Genomic DNA, 23,824 nt, shown 5'->3' with positions numbered 1-23,824 from the left:
CGGTCAAGTTTTTTGACGGGGACTAAGCCTCCAAAAAGCCAGCGACCACTGTCCAGTAAGATCAGTGTAGAACGCAGTATTTCTAATCCAATGAGCCGCGGAGCGCCGGGGAGGCGGTTTTTTAGTATGGATTTTTCTCGCTCAAACCAGGCGATCCGAGCTTCCAACTCCTGAATGTTCTGCTGCTCTGGGGTCAGCGTCTTGCTCTGCGGCGTGACGCCTTGGCGCCCTTTCTGAACCTGGTCACCCCAGCGGCGCAGCGCTGACTCACCAATGCCGAGTGAGCGGCTGGCTTCGATAAGGCCATGGTTTTCAGGTTGCTGACAGGGTAAACCAACGGCTCGTGTTCAGCGCATGGCGACCAGCTTGACGCCGAACCCCAGCAGGCAAACGCCGGCCAAGCGCTCCAGCAGATTGGCGATGCGCGGGTTGGCCCGCATGCGCTGAGCGAGCTTGTGGGTCAATAGGACGGCTATCAAACCATAGAGGAACGTCACCACCGCTACGGTCGCGGCCATGAACGCGAATGTCACTATGCCCTGATGCTTCACCGGATCGACAAACAACGGGAAAAAGGCCATGTAGAAGATGATCGCCTTGGGGTTGAGCAACGTGATCATCATGGTCTGACGCAGGAAGTGGCCGTTATCCATCCGGCTCTTGCGCGGCGCGGCCCCAGCCTGACTAAACAACATTCGCAGGCCCAGCCACGCCAAGTACGACGCACCCAACCATTGAATGAGATGGAACGCTGCCGGATACGCGGCCAGCAGGGTTGCGACGCCAGCGACCGCCAGCCATAAGAGCACCTGGTCACCGAGTATCACTCCGCACGTCGCAGCCAAACCCGCTTTTATCCCGCCTTTGCCGGTCGCCGTGATGAGGGCAAAATTGCCGGGGCCAGGAATGGCCAGGACGATAATGAAGGCGATGATGAAAGCGCCATAGTCGGTCACGCCAAACATCGGTTATCTCCCGCGCAGGATGGTTTTGGACGCAAAACCTATCATCAACCTCGCCTCAATATCTAGCGATGCAGGTGAGAAAACTATCCAGAAACTGTCGGCAAAAGCGATCGGCTGCGCTTCTCGTCGCGAGGAGCCAACGGTATTGGCAGCCGCCCGAGCGACTGCCAATGGCCCGTCAATGACTCAAATCAATCACCATGCGGCCTTTGATTTTCCCTTGCTGCATTTCATCGAAGATCTCATTGATATCTTCGATCGGACGCAGTGTCACCTTCGGCACCACCTTGCCTTGCGCGGCAAACTCGAAGGCTTCTACGAGGTCTTGTCGAGTACCGACCAGCGAGCCGACCACCTCGATCCCGTCAAGCACCAACCGAGGAATATCGAGGCTCATGGCTTCAGGCGGAAGCCCAACTGCGACCAGGCGTCCACCGGCACGCAGGGCATCCACCGCAGAGTTGAACGCGACCTTGGCGACGGCCGTCACGACAGCCGCGTGAGCTCCGCCGACCTTCTCCTGGATAACTTTTGCGGCATCCTCGTTGCGGGAGTTGATGACCAGGTCAGCGCCCATTTCCCTGGCGAACTGCAGTTGATCATCGTTGATGTCCACGGCGATCACTCGGGCGTTGAATACATTTTTTGCGTACTGCAACGCCAGATTCCCCAGGCCGCCCAGCCCGTAGATCGCAATCCATTGCCCAGGGCGGATATTGGAAACCTTCACGGCTTTATAGGTCGTTACGCCAGCACAGGTCACGCTGCTCGCCGCCGCAGAATCAAGCCCATCAGGCACTTTCACCGAGTAGTCGGCAACGACAATGCACTCTTCGGCCATTGCGCCATCCACGGTGTAACCGGAGTTTTTTACGTTGCGGCAGAGTGTCTCGTTGCCGCTGTTGCAGTATTCACAGTGCCCACAGCCCTGGAAGAACCAGGCTACGCTGGCCCGGTCACCGGGCTTCAGAGAGGTGACGCCTGGTCCTACCTGCTGCACGATACCGATGCCTTCATGGCCTAGGATCACCCCGGTTTTATCACCGAAATCGCCGTTCTTGACGTGCAGGTCGGTATGGCAGACCCCGCAGCACTGCATTTTAAGGAGAGCCTCACCATGTTTCAGAGGCCGTAATGTTTTTTCGATCACATTCACGCGTTGCCCTTGGGCAACAACAGCAGCTTTCATGCTTATCTCCTTGTATCCGTGAGTGAGCTTGCGTTACAGCGGGCCCAACAAATGCCAAAGCAGTACAGCACCACCCTTCCAGCGCTCCGAAGTCTGGCGCAATGCCCGCCACCCGGCCCCAGGGTCGGGGAGTCAATGGATGCTATTGCTGCGCCATCGGGTCGCCAACGCTACCGGTCTTATGGCACAAGTCGCGCAAAAGGGGGATGCCTATTAGTCAGGCAACCCGCGCAAGGACGCCTCTTCTTTGCCTTTCTATGACAAAGATCAACAGGAGACGCTGATCGGCAGATCATCGTGACCGCTTTCAGTGACCGTCGCCGCCGCCCTGAACGTCAAGTGAGCTCCCCGATCTCTCGGGCCTGGGTGGGCCTGCGACCTTTGGCTCCATGTTTGAAACCTGTTCCTCGTGTACCTTCGGCAGGCCCGGCATATGCACTCAGCGGCGGGTTGGCCATTTAGTCGAAACGGTTCTGGAGTAGCTTTTACATGGCATACGCAACAATCAATCCCTATACGGGCGAGACACTGCAAACCTTTCCCGATGCGACCGATGCAGAAGTCACCGCGGCCATCGGCAAGGCCCATGAGGCTTTCCTGGCGTGGAAGGACACCTCTTTCGCCGAACGTGCGCGCATCCTGCAGAATGCGGCCGATATCCTGCGCAAGGACAGCGACGCCTTTGCCAGGGTACTGACGCTGGAGATGGGCAAGCTGTTTGCCGAGGCGAAAGCCGAGGTCGAGCTGTCGGCAAAAATCTTCGAATACTATGTGCGCAATGCCGAAACCTTGCTCAAGCCGGAGAAACTCCCGGTCCTCGACCCTGCCGAGGGCGAGGCGGTTCTCGTCTGCGAACCGCTCGGCGTGCTGCTGGCGATCGAGCCGTGGAACTTCCCTTATTACCAGATCGCCCGCATTCTGGCGCCGCAGCTTTCTGCCGGTAATACCGTGCTTCTCAAACACGCAGCGAATGTGCCGCAAAGCGCCGCTGGCTTTCAAAAGTTGATGAAGGATGCCGGCCTGCCTGACGGCGCCTTCCGTAATCTGTACGCCACGCGTTCGCAGATCGAGTTGATCATCAACGATGCCCGCGTGCAGGGCGTTGCCTTGACCGGCTCGGAAGGCGCCGGTGCGGTGGTTGCGTCGCAAGCGGGTAAAGCGCTGAAAAAGTCCACCCTGGAACTCGGCGGCGCCGACGCCTTCGTCGTGCTGGCCGACGCGGACCTGGCGAAAACGAGCAAATGGGCGGTGTTCGGCCGGCATTGGAATGCCGGGCAGGTCTGCGTGTCCTCCAAGCGCATGATCGTGGTCGATGCGGTCTATGACGACTTCCTCGCGCTCTATCGCAAGGGCGTCGCGGAGTTGGTGGCCGGCGATCCCTTCGATGCGAAGACGACCCTGGCACCGCTCTCCTCGCAAAGCGCGGCCAATGAGGTCAAGCAAAAGATCCTCGAAGCCGTGAAGCTTGGCGCCAAGGCCGAAGAAGTCGGGCCGCCCGTGCCTGTCGATGGGGCATTCGTGCAGCCGACGATCCTGACCGATGTCGCCGAAGACAACCCCGCTCGCTACTGGGAGTTCTTTGGCCCGGTGTCCATGCTGTTCCGCGCCAAGGATGAAGACGATGCAGTGCGTATCGCCAACGACTCGCCGTTCGGCCTCGGCGGTTCGGTATTCACCTCGGACACGGCGCATGGCGCAGAAGTCGCGAAGAAAATCTCCACCGGCATGGTGTTCGTCAACCATCCGACCAAGGTCGAAGCCGACCTGCCTTTCGGTGGCGTGCGCCGCTCGGGGTACGGCCGCGAGCTGATCGGGCTCGGGCTCAAGGAGTTCGTCAACCACAAGCTCATTGTCGTGGTCGATATCGACGCCCCGTTCTGAGTTCAACAGCGCTCTTTGTCCCAAGAAACCGAAATCGAGGAGACCTGACAGGATGAACGTCATCGGGATAGACCACTTGGCTATTCGTGTCAGCGATCTGGACCGCTCCAGGGCGTTCTACGATCAGGTACTCGGTTTCTTGGGATTCACCATAGAGTGGGAGTTCGACCGGGTTATTGGTTGGACCAATGGCGAAACCCTGTTCTGGATCACCGAAGCCGATGCCCAGGGGCGCAAACACAAGCACCGGACCGGCGATGTGGGCTATCACCACTATGCATTCGAGGTTGCCGCGCGCGAGGACGTCGATGCGCTCTACGCGTTCCTGCTGGATCAGGCGGTTACGATTGTCGACGCGCCCGCTGACTATCCGGATTATGGCGAGGGCTACTATGCGGTTTATTTCCTCGACCCCGATAATCTGAAGCTCGAGGTGATGTTCTTCCTGGAAAAACAAAAGCGGCGCTTGCTTGGAAAATCGCGAGGAAGTGATCGCCGGGAATAAAATTTCTTCATCGGCATACACGCTTGAAGAGATTGATAAAACGAGCGTGCCAGGCCAGTACCCGCGCAACGATATTGTCTATGGCTGACATAGTCCTTGATCGCGTTCTGTTCGCCTTGCCCCGGCACCGCGCAAGAATGGCTTCAGCTCAGGTAGCAAACGAGTATTGAGCGCGTCATGGGGCTCCAGCCAGGCTCGACGGGCCTGAGCGACCCCGAAACCGAGCGTTTCAGTCACTACTTCGAGTCCGTGCCAGCAGATCAATTCGATGCCATGATCTGGATTGAGCACACCAAGCCGGTTGCCGCGCTGCCGTGGCCGAAAACCCAACACCTGGAACCAGAAACCTATCCGTTTGGTGTGTGATGCTGAATGCAGCCCTCTCAGGGGTGCGGGGACTGCAGGTATTTTTCAAACCATTCGCCAGCGAGTCGGGCGACTGTCTCCAGGGCGCCAGGCTCTTCGAATAGATGCGTGGCGCCCTCCACGACTTCCAGTCGTTGCTCGCACCGCAGGGCCCGGCTGCTTTGGCAATTCAAGTCGAACACCACCGGGTCCTGTGCGCCGACAATCTGCAAGGTCGGTGCCTTCACCCGGGCCAGCGCCGGTCCCGCCAGGTCGGTCCGCCCACCCCGGCTGACCACCGCCCCGACCACCTGCGCACGCTCGGCCGCCGCCACCAGTGCCGCGCCAGCGCCGGTGCTCGCGCCGAACAGTCCAATCCGCAGCAAGCGTAATTGGGGGTCCCGAGCGGCCCAGTCGATGACATCGATCAAGCGCCTGGCCAACAGCGGAATATCGAAACGCAGCTCCCCGGTCAAGTTATCCAGGCGCTGCTCCTTTTCCGTGAGCAGGTCAAACAACAGCGAACCCAAGCCCCGATGGGCCAGTACATCGGCCACATATTGATTACGCGGGCTCAAACGGCCACTACCGCTGCCGTGTACGAAAACGACCAAGGCGCGGGTGTTGGTCGGCAAACGCAAATCGGCGTCCAGTTCAACGCCCGGCAGGTCCATGGATCGTGATATTGGTTTAAACATCAAGATGCTCCGTCCGCGAGCCTGGCAGCGGCAATCCTCGACCGGCTCGATCGATCGACTGCACCCGCATCGCGTCGTCATTAAGGATTTGTATACCTCCGCTGGCAATGGCGCCCATGGCATATTCCGGGTGTGAAGGCACGCCGAGCTTGCGTACCAGCATCAGGTCCAGGCGAACCTTCAGGGCTGTGGCGACTTCATAAGCCACCGGAACACCGCCCCGGGGCAACGCGAGAATGATGACGTCAGACCTGTTGGCGTATTTGAGCAAGGGTTCCACCAGTCGTCGACCGGCCTCGACGCGGTTTGGCAAGAGGGTTTGCAATGAGGGACTAAGGATCACGAGGACCTCCTCCGACGATAACGCCTGTGATTTCGGAATAGGCGGCCCTCGCCGCGCTAGATAGCCAGAATGCTGCAAGACACCTGATACAGGAGATGTTCGGTGGTGCTGCCCAGCAGCTTGTCCAGTCCGTGGGACTGGACCTTGCCCATCACAATCACATCCATATGCTGCTCATCGGTGAACGCATGGAGCACCGCGACAGGCTGCCCTTCGATGAAATGCCGCCGGTCGGCAGGCACGCCATAACGGTCGGCCAGTTCGAGGAATGACTTTTCATGACCTTTGCGCAATTGCCTGCCAAGGTCTGAAATTGTCAGGCCCCCGCCGCCCATATCGCCCAGGTACACCATGGAAATGTCGCAGGCATACAGCAAGTGCAACTCGGCCTGACACTGGATGGCGAGACTGGAAGCCTGCTGGATGATCCGTTCATTGAGCTCGTTGTCCTGGGCAAGGGTATTGGAGGCGTCGACCGCCGCCACGATCTTGCGCGGCAAGGGCAGGTCGTCTTCGCTGAGCAGATAGACCGGTATCGGGCAGTGACGCAGTAAACGCCAATCCAGCGGGGTGATGAATGCACGCTTGAGTGCCGGTTCGCGCTGCACCTGTTTGATCAGCAGGTCTGGCTGCATTTCTGCGACGTAATCGAGAATCTCCTGCTGAAGGTCGTCGGCCCACTTCGCTTCAGCCGTCACTTCGATACCTTTATGACTATCACGCAGATGAGCCGCCTGGTATTTGAGCCAATCGCGATGATCTTGCAGATAATTTTCGCGAGCTTTTGCCCGGTCACCCTCTTCGAGCAGCGACAACAGGTTCCAAGTAGGGATCAAGGCAGCAATGTGCAGGCTCGCACCGCTGACCTTGGCCAGAGCGGCAGCATGGTTCATGGCTTGAGACCGGCGCAGCGCCGGGTTGATGATCAGCAATAACCGTTGATACTGGCTCATGATCGGACTCCATGGGCTTGCACGTTTGTCATTGCCCGCAATGGCGGACAACTGTCGTGTTCACCGCCGAACCGAGCACCTTCTTTATAGACTCAGAATCCTCCGTCGATGCGGCCTTGGAGTTGATTTATATCAAGTGCCCGGGCACGCAATACATTCACTCGCGGCAGCTTGTGCCCACACCTCTGGCGCCACCGCCGATTCGCGTCGGTTGAAAGGATCGGGCGTTGGATTGATCGCGATTGATCAATATCAATCCTGCCAGGGCCAGCCGGTCTACATTGACCCAACATGCACTCGCAAGGGTGCGGCGCCTCAGGAGTTCAGACTCGCCGATTGCACACGTATCTCATGGCATACGCCTGCTGCCGTAGCCGGCACCGCATGACCCCATGTTTCCCGAGCAGGAGAAAGCAATGACGATCCTAGTGGCAAGTCAACGGTTGCGCCTGTATGACAGTGATGAGCTGGATGTTGTGTTGCAGACGATGGCGCGCAAGGCCGCCACCCTTCTGCCACCGACGCATACGGCACTGATAGGCATCGAACGCAGGGGCCAGCCCCTGGCTCAAAGGTTGCGCGAGTACATTGCGCGTCAGACCGGCCGGCCGGAACTCCCTGTTTACCCGCTGCAGGTCAAGCGCTACGCCGACGACCTGCAAGTGCTGCATACCTACACGCAATTGACCGAAAACCCGGCCCTGGGCAGGTTGGATCTGGCCAATACCACGTTTCTGGTGGTCGATGATGTGCTCTTCGAAGGCCATTCCCTCCTGCGCACTTGTGCATATCTGGCACAACTGGGGGCTCGTCGGGTCCATACGGCGGTACTGGTCGACCGGCATGTCCGTCAGCAGCCGATCCGGGCCGACATTGTCGGTATACACCTGCAAGTCGCCGCCACTGATATTGTCGAATGCAACGTACCGCCCTACGAACAGGCCTTTTGCATAGAAGTGGTACGACACGGCGCCGCCCGCTGACGGTGGAAGCGTTCAGGGCTTCGCCGAGTCACCGGGCTTGAGCGGTGGAGAACGCTCGGCGCCAACAATTCAGGACTTAAAAGCACTGGACGGTGCTGGATGTCAGTGATTCCCGCCGGAACGGAAAAAGGACCCGGAGGTCCTTGTTTCGGCCGCTGACAGAATTCCACTGAATTCTGTAGCGCTATGTTTGGAGCGGGAGACGAGACACTCGTTTCCCGCGCAATTCGTTGATTCCAAATAGGTTTTAGGTACGCCTCGTTGGTTGACGGGCTACGTTGTGTACTACTTCGGCAAAGCTGGCAACCCCTACCTGAAAGGCCGATAGCCAGCAGTGCAGAGATGTCCGTGGAACGCTGCACGGAGTATGCCCAACCCACTCGCAAGACCTCTAACCACATCCACCGCCGAAAGACGCCCGCCAAAGACAGTCAAAACTGACAGATTATTACACCAGCAGTTGTAGGACGTCTCTTGATCGTCCACGCCCTATTGAAGCGCCAAATCTTGTCTGCCTAGAGTGGCGACAGCTGTAGGACTGGCGTTGCAGCTCTCAACCAATATAGATAGAAGAGTGCACGCGATGAGTGGCGCCATTTCGAACAGAGCCACCCACACAGAACCAACACCTATCGCCTCGCCCGAAAACACCCTTGAATCGACGCCTACTGGCACCAAACCTGAACCGCTGCTTGCAGATCCCGAATTCGACCTGCGCGGCGTGGCCTGGAACCCGCTGTGCGATGCCGCCACGCCGCTGATCGGCCTAGTAATTCGCCTGCGTCGTTTAGACCGGCACGACGATGTGTCCGCACTGTACCAAAGCGTCAGCAACCAGATCACCACGATCATGGAAGAAGTCAACCAGCTCGACTACGACGCCGGCATGCTCAAGGCCTACTCCTACAGCCTGTGCCTGCTGTTGGATGAGGTAGTCATGAGCACTACCTGGGGCAAGTCCTCCACTTGGAGTGCACGCTCACTGCTCAGTCAGTTTCATGAGGAAACATGGGGCGGCGAAAAATTCTTTACCGTCATGAACAACATGATCCCCGAAGCGGCCAGGTACCAGCATGTGCTGGAGTTCATGTACCAGTGCCTGATCTCCGGTCTCAAAGGCAAATATGGCGCCCATGCCAAGGGCGATGACGAAATACAAAAAATCATCGACCAGCTGCACGGTCTGTTGCGCCCCCTGCGCGGCGAAACACCCAAGCGCCTGACCGACCCGTTGAGCAACGTTGTGCCACGTAACTACCGGATCAAACGTACGTGGCCATTGTGGACGCCATGGGCACTGGCCGCCGCCGTACTAGGCACGGCTTACACGATCTATACCCTACGACTGAACGCCATCACCCAAGAAGTCCTTGCCTCACTGGACAAAATTCTCAAGCTCTAACTCCCATGTGAAAGCCATAAGGAGGCTCTATGCCTGCCGTCGTTTTGGTCGGTCACGACCATGCTTGTCCAACGTGTGGCCCAGTCACTGTCGCCAGTGGATCAGGGAGCTTCACTGTCAATGGCCGGGCTGTTGCCCGCGCTGGCGACACACTCAGTTGCGGTGCCGTGATCATCAGCGGCTCGCCGTCAATGATCATCAACGACAAAGCCGTGGCCCGCGTCGGTGACACCACCGACCACGAAGGCGTGCTGGAAAACGGCGACGACAGCTGGTTGATCAACTGACCCACACTCACCACAAGGAGGTTTCATGCCCCGTCAAAGCGACCTGCGTTACACCTTCCAACCGCTGCGGGGCGATCCCTTCGAAGTGGTCTCGTTCACCCTTGAAGAAGGCTGTTGGCGCTGATTGAAAACTGACCCACCCTGCCGATTGAAAATTGACCCAGGACGGATTGCTGATTTCTGTCCCAGCAATTGTGGATAAGCTTAGCAGCAGTGGGCCGATTCAAGACGCATCAACCCCCACCGCATGTAGGCATGCAGCAGGGTATTTATGGTGCGGATCAAAATGGCTCATCGTCCTCGACATCATCTCCGTCCTTGCGCTTTCGTTCCCGTGACTTGATCTTTGTCTGGGCGGCCAAGGTGCTGTGTTGTAGGCGGTAGGACTCGTTGCCCGTTTCGACGATGTGGCAGTGATGTGTCAGCCGATCCAACAACGCGGTGGTCATCTTGGCGTCGCCAAACACACTCGACCATTCCGAGAAGCTGAGGTTGGTGGTGATGACCACGCTGGTGTGTTCGTACAGTTTGGACAGCAGGTGAAATAACAGGGCACCGCCGCTTTGGCTAAAGGGCAAATATCCCAGCTCATCCAGTATCACCAGGTCTGTGCGAAGCAGTCCCTGGGCGATTCGCCCTGCCTTGCCATCGTACTTCTCACGCTCCAGCAGATTCACCAGATCCACCGTGGAAAAGAAGCGCACGCGTTTGTTGTGGGCCGTGATTCCGGATACAGCCAAGGCACTGGCCAGGTGTGTTTTCCCGGTTCCAGGGCCGCCAATGAACACGACATTCTGCGCCGTTTCAGTGAACGCTAAGCTGGATAGATCGCTGACCAGCCGGGCATCAGCGCTGGAAGCGCTGAAGTCAAAGCCAGCTAAGTCACGGTGCATGGGGAGTTTTGCCATGTTCATCTGATGATTCACCGAGCGCACCGCGCGATCCGCATGTTCCTGCTGAAGCAGATGTTCCAGCAGCCATTTCGATGAAGCCGTCGACGCTGTTCCTTGAGAGACCAGTTCTTCCCAAGCACTGGCCATGCCGTGCAGGCGAAGTTCTTTGAGTTCAGTCATTAGGTCACGCATTGCGATTCTCCTCATCGGTCGCACGGAGCCGGTCGTAGCGTGCTGTATTGGCAACAGGCGCGACCTTGAGTTGCAGGCTGGTTTCTACACTGGGAGGTAGTGCGGTGGAGGTCAGGCGGGCAAGGACATTGAGGATGTGATCGGCGCTCAGACTTCCCGATTCAAGTACCAGCTCCACCGCCACCAGCACAGGTTCGAGCCCCGCAATTGGCACAGCAGCCAGTACCTGCATCATGATTCGATCACCGTTGGTGTGACGCCTCAGTCCTCGTTTGAGAAGCCGTAACGGTTTTGGCAGATCAGCAAATGGCGCACCGTTGCGCAATGCACCAGGCTTGCGTTCGATGAGTGGGATGTAGTGCTGCCAGTCAAAACTGACCTGATCTCGATCAAAGAGGCGCTCGTGACTGGCGATCACCGTTTCGTCAGCAATGACCACGATCCGCGAAGGGTACAAACGGCTACTGACCCACTGGCCGACGCGCTCACATGGCACTGAATAGCGATTTCGCGCCACGCTGATCAGGCAGGTGCTGGAGACCCGCACGGTACGCTCGACGTAGCCATCAAATGCCGTCGGCATTGGCATCATTTCGACCTGCTCCAGCTCTAAGACCTCGGCCACCGTCAGCCCGTTGTACTGCGGATGCACCAGTTCGCTCCAGAGCGACCGACAACGTTGGCCGAGCCAGACATTCAGTTCCTCGAAGGTGTGAAACATACAGTTTTGAGCATCGAGCCAGATTCGCCTCCGGCTGTCCTGAACGTTCTTTTCGACGATGCCTTTTTCCCAGCCAGAGGCCACGTTGCAGAAGTCCGGATCGAACAGATAGTGCGCGCACATCACGGAAAACCGGGCGTTGACCGTGCGCCCTTTGCCTTTGTTGACCTTGTCGACAGCCGTTTTCATGTTGTCGTAGATGCCGCGACGCGGCACACCACCCAACGCTCCAAACGAACGGGTGTGGGCATCAAACAGCATCTCGTGGCCTTGGCTGGGGTACGCAACTAACCAGAATGCGCGGCTGGCACACAGCTTCATGTGGGAGACCTGGATACGTCGAAAAAGACCACCGATCAGCAGACCTTCTTCGCTCCAGTCAAATTGAAAGGCCTCACCGAGCGCAAACGTCAGCGGTACAAAAGCGCGTAAAGACTTGCCTTGCTCGCCTCGCCAAGAGCGCACAAACGCCGTGAGCTGGCTGTAACCGCCGTCATAACCCTCGGCTTTGATCTGCTCAAAAAGTGCTTTGGCGCTCCTGCGGTTGTGTTTTGGCCGGAACGAATCGGCCTTGAGCGCCTGCTCCAGGGTCTCGTGAAAAGGGCTGAGCTTATTGAAGGTTGCGCACCGTTGGTACGCTGGCTGAATGGCTTCGGGCGCTCTGACCCATTTTCGGATGGTGTTTCTCGACAGCCCGGTACGCTTGGCTATCTGATGCAGCGAGAGCTTGTCGCGGAAGTACATCCGCCGGATTTTTCCCAACATTTCCATGCTGATCACCCTGTGTTCTCCTGCTCGAAAAGTGAGCAGAAGCAGTTGAACACCTGGGTCAGTTTTCAGTCGGCAGAAGAGCCTCTACTGGGTCAGTTTTCGGTCAGCGGCAACACACTGGCAGGTATTTCCATGGAAAACCTGGTCGATCCAGTTCCGCTGGGTGTTGCGCTCGGCTTGTTGGTGGGCAAACAGATAGGCATTTTCCTATCGGCGGCCTTAGCCATTCGTCTGGGCTTGGCCAAGTTACCAGAAGGAAGCACCTGGACTCAGCTTTACGGCGTGGCGCTGTTGTGTGGCATTGGCTTCACCATGAGCCTATTCATTGGCAACCTGGCGTTTGCCGGATCAGCTCACTTGATTGATGAAGTCAAAGTTGGGGTCTTGATCGGTTCGATCCTGGCTGCGTTTGGCGGCATCATAGTTCTTAGCCGTAGCAGTGTTCTCGCAGGTGCCGCAATAGCCAAATAGCCTCGATTGGATTGACCACGGTATTGAACAGGCAGAAAAGCCGTTTATCTGCTGGGCTTCTGAGTCAGAGCCACAACCTTTCCGCTGGAGACCGCTTTTAACTCAGCCATTTCGAAAAGGAGGCGCTGGTTTACAGAAGCGATTCGGGCAAGCTCCGCCAAAAGCTGGTCGTTTTCCGCACGAAGCGCCCTGTTTTTCTCCTTCTCACTCATCAGTGCTTGGTGCTTCGAGTCTCGCTGGGCGCGCACCGACTTGCCCATGAGAGTGCGAATTTTCTCCGCCACCGCTGGGTAGGTATTATGAATGAGACCCGGCGTAACACCTGCTGCTCGGGCAACCGAAGCAATGGAGAGCTTTTCGTTGCCTGCGACGAGGCCATCAATGACCTTATCTAGCGCGGCGAGGGTCTTCGACCTTGAACGGGCTGGTGTCTGATCCTGAGTAGACTTATTCACCATTTGCAGCCTCGTCCGTCTCATCGTTTATGGGAGAGAGCCCCAAACTGGTGATGACGTCGAGTGCGACTTGCAAATCGCGCGCTGCTCGCTGCGTAACGGCAGGGCCCGCGTCTTCGATCTTAATCAACTCTTGCTGCTGTATATAAATGTCCTGCCAGGTGCCAGCGAAGAATTCATCGATGACTGAATTTTTGCACCCTGGGCACCGTGTGGCCTCATATAGACCAGCACCTCCGCAGCCCCGCTCCGTGGCAATGCACCATCCGTGTCCAGTCGCACGAATGTTGGCATGTGGAGCGGTCTGGGCAAGTAGAGCTGCTCTATCCTTGATTGGGATCGCCCGCAATTCCACAATCTTTTCGCCTGCGCCCCCAGCCAAGGGCTGATCACCGAGCCATGATTCGATCAGATCGATTTTAAACTCTGTCATCTGCTGAAAGATCTCATCAAAAAGCGTCAGGTCTTGCTGGGGATTGGATGCATAGAGTTGAGTCATGCTCATGCTACTGTGTTTGAACTGCCACTTTAGGTAGATTAACGAAGTGCGACCCATACGGGACTCAACAAAACACCTTGCATAGGTTCGCCTGCATTGGTGCGTCCTCAATGGCCAATCACTTCCAGCGGCTTTAGCTATACGGTCAAACGCAGCATTGGATGCTTGCCCGCTAAGCGCCTCAACATGTTTATCCTGAAGTTTACCGCCCTGGGCGTGTCGCCCCAAAAATAGTTTCTTCGAGTCCCTGCGAGCCTTTTCCAGCCTCAGAAGGTGCTCGGTGGGATTACTGGGATCCATAGTTCTTGCAAGATTTCTAATCTCTAGTTCCAGTTCTTTCCTGATAGGAACCGAGTATTTGGCCAAAAGCTCCAGTGCATCTAGAGTCAATTCTGGGACGAGATACTCTACGCGCCCCTTGCCCGTCTTATGTTCTATTGTGGATACCCAGCAAAATTTAACTCCATTTTTGATCTCTCTACGCCAAGCGCCAACCTCAATCCCAATGGCCTCGTCATTACGCATGCCGCTAGTGATTGAAACTATATACAGCACAGCATCTCTGCATCGAATCGACATTCGCTCATCACTAGGATGATATCCTATACCACTGACCGCTAACTCAGCTTTCATCTCCCGAACGATACTTTCGCAATAGTTGAAAATTTTAGATTGTTCACCAGAAGGAATAATATCCGTCCGCCCAACGTTTTTATTAGCAGAAGCCGATCCTTTTACTTTGCTAACTCCGCAAATTCGCCATAATTTAGAGTTACCCCAAGGATCACTCTGAAGGGGAAAAATCGTATCAGCAGCAAATACCCAAAGGAAATCAATAACCCGCAACCGTCCATAGAGCGGGAGCGGCCTTAACTTTAATTCATTCTTGCAATGATAAACATAATTACTGATATGGATCGGACGAACATCCGCAAACCTTGAAACTCCCAGATTGTTCAACCAACGAATAAAGGGCATCACACTTGCAACAGCGAAAGTAGTGATACCCCGTGCGATAGGAGGCTTGGAGCTAGGTAGACCTCGCTTAAACCATGCGTAAGCAACAGCTTTGCAGTCATCAATGAGCGCCCGAGGCATGCTCATATCCCAATTGATAAATTTATAGGAATGGGCAACATTGGCCTGATCAAAAAACGGACGAAGATCCCACTGCGCATCGCCAAACCTGCTAAGCACCAGAGTTTCCCCACGGTCATTAACGATGGCACTGATCACAATAGCATTTCGTTCTGCGGGACTCAGACCATTGGCTGTCACCGGTTGCGAAATGAGGACATCATATGCCTTCAACAACGCATTCGTGCTTCTTATGTTCAAATCCCGCCGCCCCTTCTTTTCTTCATGAACTCGATCTTTTTAGCCCAGAACAAGTGCGGAGATGATTCAGCCTTTGCCTTTGCTCGCTTAACCAAAGCGGCATCAAATTTTCGTGAAGTGAACTCATTGATAAGTTTAATATAGTCAAACTGCCGCCTACGCCATGCCTCCCACTCATCAGTGAGAAAATATTCGACTTCGGCGTAAAGGAACTGTTGGTAACTGAACAGCCGGTATAAGTCCTCCTGTGTGCCTACAATCGCATAGCTGGGACAACCGAGGCAGTGAATAAACTCCGAACAGTGATTTACGCCATCCTTGGGCGCGCGACTACCATAAAGGCTATCTTTGCAGCCGCCTGGCGGGGTAGGTGTGACGTGGATGCCCCGTAGCTTGTCTGGAAAAGCCTCCCCGACAAAAGTTGCGCCTTCGGTCTTAATTTCATCATTAATTTTTAAGTAGTGATTATCCGCAACGCCTGGCGTATGGCCCATAACAGAGGACACTTCTAAAATGTCTCCACCGCTCAGCTTCCACAAACGGCTTTCCATAGTCTTCCGCAGCCGACTAAGTGTGACATGCAGTCGATTACCTAGATCGTCTTGAAGTGCATGACGCTCACAAATATTTTTGGTAGTCACGTATAAAGCGCCTGGCGTAAGGGTAACAATATTGTTCGCCCCACCCCGTTGCCCTGAGCGATACAACCATACATATGAACAAATCTCCTCGGGTGCCAGCGCCACAAGTGGCTTGCTGATTTCAAGGGCCTTATTCAAGACTGCAACCCCATCGAGCGGAATGGCGCTGTAATCGTCTAGCAGATTAGTTTGACGTATTGTTTTACTCTGCGCACCTTTGCCCCGCCGCTTGATAGTAGTTATCAATCTGAGATTTGGCACAAACGGGTGAGGCTTTAGGGCATCTCTCGTCATTTCCAAAAGTGGCGTGGTATTAATACCTGATCTTGCCGCCGTGATTAGTAGCATCACTGCCATGGCCTCTGCTCCATTGCCAAGGAACGTGCCCTTATGGATAGCAACAAGGTCGGACTTTAATGCCCCGAGTAGCCTTTGCATTTCCCCCATGGTGAGCGGATCTGCGTCTTTCGTATTCCGCGCATTGTTGGGGAATGGATTTGGCGGCAAGAGATCGTCAGTATCGGTTTCTACAAATCCATAATCAGCCAGAACAATGACCAATGACTTAAAGCTGGTGTAGTAGTTCTTAGCCGTCGAGCCATTGGGGTACTTTAGCTTTAGCCAAGAGATATAACGTTCCAAATGACGTTTGGTCAGGCCGTTCGGCGTTGTGGGTGGCGACTCGACCGAGCCTCCACCTAAGAAACTCAGAAAGAACCTCAACCCGTTCACAGAGTAACCAATCAAAGTGGCTACGGAGAAGTTTCCTCCTTGCAGCAACGCCCTGATAACGTAAATGCTTTGAATTGCCCAGGCGTCGAAGCCCGAACCTAGGTATTGAGAGTGGTCGAGCTGCCTATGATTTCTCGGGTTTCTCGGCAAATCAATTTTGATGCTATCTTCGACAGCCTCGAATCCTTTCGTGACGGATTGCAGGGCCGCCTTATAGTTCTTTTGCCGGGCCAACGTAACTACCTCAGGTGCGCTTAGTGGAGTCAGCCATGAACATCATGTCAATTTCGTCCTCATGCGCAAGAACGGATTGAGCCTCCAGCTGGTTGATGAGGTGAAAGTAGATCATCGTTGTTTGAACATCTGAATGCCCCAACCTGTCTCTGACATACAACAGCGGCTCACCTTCAAATTCTTTGCTTTTTCTAAGGGCAAGCAAGGTATAAGTCCCGTAAGTGTGGCGTAGCATATGAGCCCGAACATAGAAGCCGCACTTCCGCTCATAGGACTTCATAACGTCCACTACGGAATCCTTTGAATAATGCCTGCCTTCATTAGTTAGGAGTAGCGCAGTTACACCTCCATCACCATTGGACTTACGAACCTCTCGCTGGTGAAGGGAATAAGACCACATGCTCTCCATCAGCGACCATGGCACATCGATAGTCCTGGGCTTGTCGTACTTGATATGCATGTCTGAAGGATCAAGAGCAACGCTGACCATTTGCCTTGGGCGCAGTCCATTTTTTAACCTAGGGTTGAACACATATTTGAGAGGAAAAGACCTGGCCTCACAGGAGCGAAGCCCTGTACGCACCATGAGGTGAAATAATATCTGGTGGCTTGGATCAGTATCCAAGGCGACGCATACCTTGACTTGATCCTTGGTCAAGAATTTGGTCAGGCGCTTTCGGTCACGCACCATCACCGAAGCCTTCGTGCTCTCGGCTCCGGGTTGAGCAACATGACTGAGAAGACCGGAATGTGGAGCCACCCTGACCCTTTTCTCCCCGAAGGGCAGCACGGTTATCAGGTTGCGCTGCTTGGCCCATCGGTAGAACTTCACAATCAGGGCCAAGCGACTGTTCACCGTTTTGGGATCAAGCGCTAATTCTCCGCTAGACCAATCCCTGTACCTCGACAGGATGCTCAGACCATGGGCCGGGCTTTCCTCGTTCCAGGCCAAACCATTGGCCTCCAGGAAGGCGAAATAATCGTACAGACGCCGCCCATAGGCTTCCCAAGTCAAATCGCTTAGGGCCTCACCTGACTCGATGAGCGTGTGCCAAAGGAAGGACTGCGCTGGCTCGACTGGCCATCCCTCTGACCCGATCAGCAAAGGAAAGCCTTCAAAGGATCGACCTGCCAATGCTAGGTCTTTTGTTGCGAATACCAGCCTCATGCCGCTGCCCTAAACCACCACCAATGGATTGCCTTATGAAGCCTGGAAACTATTGTTCCAGAGGGGTTCAGAAGGTGGCGCGGACTCTACAGGATTTACTAACGATTTCTACCCCTCAGATCGTTATTGCTCAACACCACGATGGGCACGCGGGCCAGGTCGGGTCGAAACACGCGCTCGCAACTGGCGTAGAAGCTGTTGTTCCGGGGCTTGCTAAAGGTTAGGAGTTAAGTAGCTTTATAAACAATGATTTAAAAAATAGCTTTAGCAGCAATAGGGATAGGTCAGCGGTTGGGGGTAGGTTGATGGAGCTTGTGTGGGCTACTGAGGATTTGGTGATTGCCGGTCGTCCTTATCCAGGCTTTCCGATCCTGCTTTGGGACACGCTCGACAGTTGCGTCCCCGCCAATGAATTCTTTCGCCACTACCTGTTGCGTGGAGCTATTGGGTCACGGAAGTCATGGCCAAGCACGGGGCGTGCGCTGTACGACTTTTTCAGTTTCCTCCAGGCGCATGACCTTGACTGGCGCGACGTGGACCGTGGCGAGGCCAAGAGTGTCGTAGCGGCCTACCGGGACTACTGCCTGGTGGAGTGCAAGTTGGCCCCATCAACAACCCGTCAACGGCTGCACTATGTGTGCAAGTTCTACGAGTATGCACAGCAGCAGGGATGGGTGAGCAGACTGCCGTTTGGCTATGAGGAACGGACGGTCAAACGCGCTCCCGGCTTCCTTGCCCACGTCGATGCCAGCGGCGGCAAGGCTATGGTGAGCGACATCATGCCGCGCAAGCATCGGGCGCTGCCGAAGTTTCTGAGCATGGATGAGATCAAGGCGCTGCTGGCGACGCAGGAAAATCCGCATCACCGAATGATGATTCGGCTCGGGCTTCAGACTGGACTGCGCCGGGAGGAAATCGCCTCTTTCCCGCTTGCCTACATCTTCGATCCGGATAAAGCCGGTAGGCACGAGCGCAACATCCGGATTCACCTCGATCCACACGATGGCCATGGTATGCGCACCAAGGGCAGCAAGCCGCGCGACATCTACATCAGTCGCCGCTTCCTTGCCGATTTGCATCGCTACGTAGTGCAGGTTCGCGGTGAGCGGGCCTCATTGAGCCGCACCCGTACCAATCACGAGCCGCTGTTCCTGAACCAGTTTGGTGAGCCCTTCGCCGATGATGGCAAGCGCATCGCGCGCATCGTCCGGGAAATCGGCAAGCGGGCCGGTATCAGGGTCCATACCCACATGCTGCGCCACACCTACGCCACCCATACCCTGGTCACGCTCCAGCGCAACCGCGGCAGCGTGGATCCGCTGGTGTTCGTGCAGCGGCAGCTCGGTCATAGCTCCATTCAGACAACGATGGTGTACCTGCACCTGGTCAACGAACTGGCCGACGACGCGGTTCTGGCCTACGACGATGAGTTGAACGAAGGGTTGGGATCGGTCTGATGGGCAAACGTAAGGTATTCAACAGGACCGACCTCAGCGTCCCGCAGGTCGAGCACAACCGCGACTCGGCGGGTCGTGTCGTCGTTCTCCCCGAGGCGATTCCGCCGGCCACGACTACGGTCGCCTTCGGGCGCAATGCCACGCGCTCCCGGGGCTTCGACTTCGCACCCTGGTACGGCACGGGCATCGATTCGATCACCTACGCTTGCCAGCGGCAGATTGAGCGCTTCCTGGCCCGGCAGGACGGCGGGCTCGAGGCCAGTTCCGTAGCGAGCATCTGTAAAGGTGGTTTACGTCACTTCCTCAACTACATAGTGCTGCGCGCAACCGCGCTCAGGCGCGGGCTGACCCTGGACGACATTGATCGCGCCGTAATTGACGGGTTTCTTGGCCACCTCGCCGGACTGGGCATCACCACCCCTAGTCAGAGGAGCCACTACACCAGCACGAAGTCCGTCCTTCACGCGTTGGGCCGGCGTGGGCTGATTTCGTTGGTCACCACGGGGGACGATGCGACTTTCCCACGAAACCCGTTCCCAAACAGAGGCAAGCATAAGGGCGAAACGCCGCTGCCGAAGCGTCAGCGGCAGGCGTTCACCACCGCGCTCAGGCAGGCGGTCATGCCGATCTGGCACGACGACGCCCCGGTAACCGGCGAGTTGTTGGCTTATGCCCTGCTGACCGTAGCGCTGCACACCGGGCGCAATTCCACGCCGCTGCTGGAGATGGAGCGCGATTGCCTGCGCGCCCACCCCAAGGATAACAGCGTATTCCTGGTCCTTTGGAAGCGCCGCGGGCACACCAGCCACAAGGTGGCGCTGCGCGCCGAGAGCGCTGCTGCACACCTGTTGGAGTCCACGCCAACCGTCAAGACCAATGTCGAGCGCCTGATCCGGCGCGTCCTTGCCCACAGCGAACCGCTGCGCGCGGAGGCCCCGGACGACCTCAAGGAGCGTGTGTGGCTGTATCGCGTGCACCGCGGCCCAGGCCTCGGCAGGGTCAATGCACTGACTGACGGGACGTTGAAGCTGGCGATCAAGAAACTCGTGGCCGACCACGGGCTCACCGATATCGACGGCCAGCCGCTGCGCATCAACGTCTCTCGCCTACGCAAAACGTTCGCCAACCGAATTTTCGAGTTGCTAGCGGGCGACCTGGCGACCACGGCATTCGCGCTTGGCAACACGCCGCAGGTGGCCGGGAGAAATTATCTGGCACCTAGCGGTGACGCGAGGCGCAACTGGCAGTTCATGGGCGAGATACTGGTTCAAGAGTTACTGACCCGCAGCATCGGCGCGACCTACCAGACGACCCCAATGGGGCGCTGTGGCGACCCGGTAAACGGCCAGTACGCACCGAAACGTGAAGGGGCAGCGTGTTTCTCGTTCCTCAACTGTCTGCGCTGCAAGCATTACGCGGTGACGGGGGAAGATCTGCACCGCCTATTCAGCTTCTACTTCCGTGTATTCGCGGAGCGCACGCGCATGGACAAGCGGCGTTGGGCGCAGGAATACGCGCACATTCCTCGATTGATTGACGACTACATCGTGGCCGAGGGGCTGCGGCGCGGGACTTTCAAGCCGGCGGCCGTCGAAGCCGCCCGCGAGCGTGCGCGCCGCGAGCCGCACCCGTTCTGGTCGTCCGATGTGGTGGAGAAGCTGGAGATCTTTGCATGAGCGACAACAACGTGGTCACGCTGCCTTGGGCGAACATCGAGTCACAGCCGGGGGAAGTACGCGAGCTACCCGAGAGCGACCGCGACGCACTCATCGTGAGCGCCATCCAGGTCGATGGGCACTGGGTCATCCTCAGCCGCTATGGCGACGACATTTGGCAACTGGACGGCTTTACCAGCAACGTGCCAGACAACTTGCGGCACCAGGACTTCAGCCGCGTGCCCTGTGCGTTTAAGGAGGTGATGAAGGCCCTGCTGTACCGCTACCTGCGGCGCGGCCGCGCGGGGCATAAGCGGCCCAGAGCGAGCACTTTGCGCAATTTTTTTGAGAATGCGCTGCCCTTCCTACGGCATCTAAACGCGCTCAAGCTCGGTCATTTCGGCGCGGTGACCCCCATGGTCTGCGCGAACTACGTTGCCGAGTGTCGGGCGTACCGGCAGACGCGCCGAAGCCAGGGTAAACCGCTGTCTCAGAGCGCCCTTGAGCGTCGCTTCATGGCGGTCGAGGCGCTTCATGAGTTGAGCCAGTACACCCACGACCCAGTCCCTCAGCATCCCTGGCCTGATACCTCGGCGAATGCGATGGCCGGCAGCGGCACAGCTCGCAAGCAGGGCGGCAAAACGCCGCTGATGCCGGATGAGGTGTTCTGCACCCTGTTCGAGAGAGCCTATGAGCAGGTTCAGCACGGCAAGGCCCTGCTCGATCTACGCGATGCCCTCGATGCCGTCGCAGCAGAACGGAGAAGGCAGGTTACCAGAACAGTCATAGAGGCTAAAAACCGCCACCTCGCCGCTTTTGGCTGGGAAGGCGGCCTGGGGGCATTTAATCAGGCGATCCTTGATCTACGAACCGCCTGCTACATCGTGCTGGCCAGCACCTCCGGTTGCCGCAACCACGAACTGGCCAACGTCCAGTCGGGCGCGCACCACCGCACCGAGGACGACGAGGGAACGATCTATCACTGGATGCGTTCCAGGTCGGATAAGACCGACACCGGGGTCCACGACTGGATGATCCCCGAGGTCGCCGTGCGCGTGTTGCGCCTGATGGAGCGCTGGGCCGAGCCGTATCAGGCTATGATCGCCGCCGAGATCGCCGAGCGGCGAAGGGTCAACCCGCGCGACCCAGAAATCGCCAAGGCGCATAAGCATCACCATGCGCTCTTTCTCGGGGTGAGCCCTGCAAAGGGCAATCAGGTTCGCACCCTGTCGGGCATCGCATGGAACAATGCCCTCAAGGCGTTCGCGCAGGGCGGTGGGCTGGACTGGAACCTCGCCAGCCATCAGTTCCGCCGCAAATTCGCCAACTACGCGGCGCACAGCCAGTTCGGCGACCTGCGCTACCTGCGCGAGCACTACGCGCACTGGTCCATGGACATGACGCTGGGCTACGCCATGGACCAGGACTGGGGCCAGCACCTCGACATCGAGTTGTACAACGACATCCAGGCAGAACTCGAAGACATCAAGTTCGGAGTCGTTGACACCTGGATGGGGGACGAACCGTTGGCCGGCGGCTACGGTCGCTCGATCAAACGCTGGCGGCGCGATCCGGCAAACCTCGCCATCTTCAAGAGCCATGCATCGATGGTGACCTCAATTGCCGAGAGCACCGCGATCCGCAGCAATGGCCACGCCTGGTGTACCGCCAGCAACGACGGTTGCGTCGGCAACACATTAGAGCGGACTCGCTGCGGCGACTGTCAAAATGCCGTGATTGGGCGCAGCCACATTGGCATATACCAGCGTCTTTACGACAACCTGAAGGGGTTGCTGGATTGCAACGACATTGGTGACGGTGGCCGCCAGCGAGTCTTGCGCGACCTGGAGCGCTGCCGTGACGTGCTCGGGCAGCTTGGATACACCCCGGAGACGAATGTAGTATGACGACCAAACGCAAGCCCTCGGACGCCCGCGAGCGGGATTTGCAACTCGCGCTCGCCCGCATCCAGCGTGGTCGGGCACATACTGGGGAAACCAAGGTCACTATCGCCGCTGTGGCGCGCGAGGCGGGCGTTTCGACGGCGCTGATCCACAACCACTACCCCATAATCGCCGAGGCGATCCGCGATGCTCAGGGGCGCTCCAGTCGCGCCCAACGCGATGTGAAGCACCAGGATCTCCGCGCGGAGCGTGAGAAGAATCGCGCGCTTCGCCAGGAGATCGAGGAGCTGCGCGCCAAGGTCGCCAGCCTAGCCTCCATCAACGAGGTTTTGATAGCCGAGAACCGAGTTCTAAAGGCAAAGCAGAGCGACTCCAAGGTGGTTGATCTGGCCGCGTGCATATTCTGACGTAATCCCGATAGCAGTCATTCTCTAAACCCGCTACTGATAATGCTCAAATGGCACCGTCAATTATGCGCTGTCCGCCGGCCGGGATCGGCCAGAGGATAGCGGCTCACGTCGCCGGCTCGAAGCTATTACAGACCGCACAGGTGCGCCCATGCTACTGCTCCCCATAGAAATGTTTAACGAACGAGGGACGGAAACTTTGGTGGCAGGCTAGGCAGCTTTGCTGTGTTTTGGCGAAGGCCACGATGACTGCTTGGCCGTCACTCCGCTTAGCAGCTTCACCCATGGCAGTCGCGGCATCATGCACCCTTCCATCAAAGCCTCGAAACTTTCCGGCTTCTGTTCCAAGCCAGGCGAGGATGCGCATCTTTTCCGAAATAGGTGGCTCGGCATGCTTGGCAATTCTTGGTGCCAACTCGGCAACCAATGACCAATCTTCTTTGGAGATCGCGCCCGTGACGGCTTGCATATCATGGTCAAGTCTTTTCATTATGGTCCGAAGCTCCATTGGCTTTGCCGTCTCTACGGACTGCGCACCAAGTGACGTGGCGGAGGTTGCCAAAATCACGGAAAGCGAGACGGCGAAGAACGATCCTAGTTTTAAGGGCTGACTCACGAGTTTCTCCGTTGATGTTGTTGATGAAGACTTTGGGTCTGACGAACGGTTGCTATGTTCGTGCAAGAAGCATTCAGGCTTGGGAAGCTCGATGTCTTCGTACGCAAGGCGCTACGTTG

At 56.9% G+C, this 23,824-nt stretch carries 20 protein-coding genes and 4 pseudogenes; 11 read left to right on the top strand and 13 right to left on the bottom strand.

The window, feature by feature from the left end; translation table 11 throughout:
- Positions 1–119 precede the first annotated feature (119 nt).
- From RGV59_RS17460 to adhP, 3 genes and pseudogenes are all read right to left on the bottom strand, one after another.
- Positions 120–299 (bottom strand): annotated as a pseudogene (locus tag RGV59_RS17460) (transposase); the annotation flags it as partial.
- A 48-nt stretch (positions 300–347) separates the two neighbouring features.
- Positions 348–965 (bottom strand): LysE family transporter, encoded by a 618-nt coding sequence (locus RGV59_RS17455; protein WP_046383985.1) that lies wholly within the window; start codon positions 963–965, stop codon positions 348–350.
- Between the two features lie 178 nt (positions 966–1,143).
- Positions 1,144–2,154, bottom strand: a complete 1,011-nt coding sequence (gene adhP / locus RGV59_RS17450) for an alcohol dehydrogenase AdhP (RefSeq protein ID WP_017847956.1) — start codon at positions 2,152–2,154, stop codon at positions 1,144–1,146.
- 489 nt (positions 2,155–2,643) lie between these two features.
- Between adhP and RGV59_RS17445 the strand changes: the two genes are divergently transcribed.
- The 3 genes and pseudogenes from RGV59_RS17445 to RGV59_RS17435 all read left to right on the top strand — a co-directional run.
- Positions 2,644–4,035, top strand: coding sequence for an NAD-dependent succinate-semialdehyde dehydrogenase (locus tag RGV59_RS17445; RefSeq protein WP_017847957.1), 1,392 nt, complete (start codon positions 2,644–2,646; stop codon positions 4,033–4,035).
- Between the two features lie 52 nt (positions 4,036–4,087).
- Positions 4,088–4,540 carry a VOC family protein gene (locus RGV59_RS17440; RefSeq protein ID WP_017847958.1) on the top strand — a complete coding sequence of 151 codons (453 nt, stop codon included), beginning with the start codon at positions 4,088–4,090 and terminating at the stop codon, positions 4,538–4,540.
- Positions 4,541–4,753: 213 nt separating this feature from the next.
- A pseudogene (locus tag RGV59_RS17435) lies at positions 4,754–4,906 on the top strand (erythromycin esterase family protein); the annotation flags it as partial.
- A gap of 17 nt (positions 4,907–4,923) precedes the next feature.
- Here RGV59_RS17435 and RGV59_RS17430 read toward each other — a convergent pair.
- The 3 genes and pseudogenes from RGV59_RS17430 to RGV59_RS17420 all read right to left on the bottom strand — a co-directional run bounded on the left by RGV59_RS17430 (position 4,924) and on the right by RGV59_RS17420 (position 6,879).
- Positions 4,924–5,583: a dienelactone hydrolase family protein gene (locus tag RGV59_RS17430; RefSeq protein ID WP_026140150.1), complete on the bottom strand. Its 660-nt coding sequence runs from the start codon at positions 5,581–5,583 to the stop codon at positions 4,924–4,926.
- Between the two features lie 46 nt (positions 5,584–5,629).
- Positions 5,630–5,926: pseudogene (locus RGV59_RS17425) on the bottom strand (phosphoribosyltransferase family protein); the annotation flags it as partial.
- A gap of 56 nt (positions 5,927–5,982) precedes the next feature.
- Positions 5,983–6,879: a universal stress protein gene (locus RGV59_RS17420; RefSeq protein WP_126586866.1), complete on the bottom strand. Its 897-nt coding sequence runs from the start codon at positions 6,877–6,879 to the stop codon at positions 5,983–5,985.
- 416 nt (positions 6,880–7,295) lie between these two features.
- Between RGV59_RS17420 and RGV59_RS17415 the strand changes: the two genes are divergently transcribed.
- The 3 genes from RGV59_RS17415 to RGV59_RS17405 all read left to right on the top strand — a co-directional run bounded on the left by RGV59_RS17415 (position 7,296) and on the right by RGV59_RS17405 (position 9,551).
- Positions 7,296–7,862: a phosphoribosyltransferase family protein gene (locus RGV59_RS17415; protein WP_104903495.1), complete on the top strand. Its 567-nt coding sequence runs from the start codon at positions 7,296–7,298 to the stop codon at positions 7,860–7,862.
- A 583-nt stretch (positions 7,863–8,445) separates the two neighbouring features.
- Positions 8,446–9,264, top strand: coding sequence for a type IVB secretion system protein IcmH/DotU (gene icmH / locus RGV59_RS17410; RefSeq protein WP_126586864.1), 819 nt, complete (start codon positions 8,446–8,448; stop codon positions 9,262–9,264).
- A gap of 29 nt (positions 9,265–9,293) precedes the next feature.
- Positions 9,294–9,551 carry a PAAR domain-containing protein gene (locus tag RGV59_RS17405; RefSeq protein WP_126586862.1) on the top strand — a complete coding sequence of 86 codons (258 nt, stop codon included), beginning with the start codon at positions 9,294–9,296 and terminating at the stop codon, positions 9,549–9,551.
- Between the two features lie 281 nt (positions 9,552–9,832).
- On the opposite strand, the gene istB is transcribed toward RGV59_RS17405, so the two are convergent.
- Entirely contained in the window at positions 9,833–10,636 is an 804-nt protein-coding gene (istB, locus tag RGV59_RS17400) for an IS21-like element ISPsy20 family helper ATPase IstB (RefSeq protein WP_029241171.1), read from the bottom strand.
- On the bottom strand, positions 10,629–12,128 hold the full coding sequence (istA, locus tag RGV59_RS17395; protein ID WP_102619021.1) for an IS21 family transposase: 1,500 nt from the start codon (positions 12,126–12,128) through the stop codon (positions 10,629–10,631). Before istA ends, istB begins: the two co-directional genes overlap by 8 nt.
- Positions 12,129–12,164: 36 nt before the next feature.
- Between istA and RGV59_RS17390 the strand changes: the two are divergent.
- Positions 12,165–12,599, top strand: a pseudogene (locus RGV59_RS17390) (Na+/H+ antiporter NhaA); the annotation flags it as partial.
- 44 nt (positions 12,600–12,643) lie between these two features.
- On the opposite strand, the gene RGV59_RS17385 reads toward RGV59_RS17390, so the two are convergent.
- From RGV59_RS17385 to RGV59_RS17370, 4 genes are read right to left on the bottom strand one after another with little or no spacing between them, the layout of a single operon-like run.
- Positions 12,644–13,057 (bottom strand): TetR family transcriptional regulator, encoded by a 414-nt coding sequence (locus tag RGV59_RS17385; protein WP_153330866.1) that lies wholly within the window; start codon positions 13,055–13,057, stop codon positions 12,644–12,646.
- Positions 13,047–14,891 (bottom strand): tyrosine-type recombinase/integrase, encoded by a 1,845-nt coding sequence (locus RGV59_RS17380; RefSeq protein WP_185833589.1) that lies wholly within the window; start codon positions 14,889–14,891, stop codon positions 13,047–13,049. The genes RGV59_RS17385 and RGV59_RS17380 overlap by 11 nt, the downstream gene beginning before the upstream one ends.
- Positions 14,888–16,498 (bottom strand): hypothetical protein, encoded by a 1,611-nt coding sequence (locus RGV59_RS17375; protein ID WP_126585867.1) that lies wholly within the window; start codon positions 16,496–16,498, stop codon positions 14,888–14,890. The genes RGV59_RS17380 and RGV59_RS17375 overlap by 4 nt, the downstream gene beginning before the upstream one ends.
- A 10-nt stretch (positions 16,499–16,508) precedes the next feature.
- Positions 16,509–17,666 (bottom strand): tyrosine-type recombinase/integrase, encoded by a 1,158-nt coding sequence (locus RGV59_RS17370; protein ID WP_126585866.1) that lies wholly within the window; start codon positions 17,664–17,666, stop codon positions 16,509–16,511.
- A gap of 305 nt (positions 17,667–17,971) precedes the next feature.
- On the opposite strand from RGV59_RS17370, the gene RGV59_RS17365 reads away from it, so the two are divergent.
- The 4 genes from RGV59_RS17365 to RGV59_RS17350 are packed head-to-tail and all read left to right on the top strand — an operon-like array spanning position 17,972 to position 23,089.
- Entirely contained in the window at positions 17,972–19,123 is a 1,152-nt protein-coding gene (locus tag RGV59_RS17365) for a tyrosine-type recombinase/integrase (RefSeq protein WP_102617797.1), read from the top strand.
- Complete coding sequence (locus RGV59_RS17360) at positions 19,123–20,799, top strand: hypothetical protein (protein ID WP_102617798.1); 1,677 nt, start codon at positions 19,123–19,125, stop codon at positions 20,797–20,799. Before RGV59_RS17365 ends, RGV59_RS17360 begins: the two co-directional genes overlap by 1 nt.
- On the top strand, positions 20,796–22,685 hold the full coding sequence (locus RGV59_RS17355) for an integrase (protein WP_102617799.1): 1,890 nt from the start codon (positions 20,796–20,798) through the stop codon (positions 22,683–22,685). The genes RGV59_RS17360 and RGV59_RS17355 overlap by 4 nt, the downstream gene beginning before the upstream one ends.
- Entirely contained in the window at positions 22,682–23,089 is a 408-nt protein-coding gene (locus tag RGV59_RS17350) for a TetR family transcriptional regulator (protein WP_102617800.1), read from the top strand. The genes RGV59_RS17355 and RGV59_RS17350 overlap by 4 nt, the downstream gene beginning before the upstream one ends.
- 154 nt (positions 23,090–23,243) lie before the next feature.
- On the opposite strand, the gene RGV59_RS17345 is transcribed toward RGV59_RS17350, so the two are convergent.
- On the bottom strand, positions 23,244–23,705 hold the full coding sequence (locus RGV59_RS17345; RefSeq protein ID WP_102617801.1) for a cytochrome c: 462 nt from the start codon (positions 23,703–23,705) through the stop codon (positions 23,244–23,246).
- Positions 23,706–23,824: the final 119 nt, after the last annotated feature.

Source organism: Pseudomonas sp. FG1, assembly GCF_034313875.1.
Classification (GTDB): Bacteria; Pseudomonadota; Gammaproteobacteria; order Pseudomonadales; family Pseudomonadaceae; genus Aquipseudomonas; species Aquipseudomonas veronii.
Note: the sequence above shows the minus strand (reverse complement) of the source record. Positions and strands in the feature narration are given on the sequence as shown.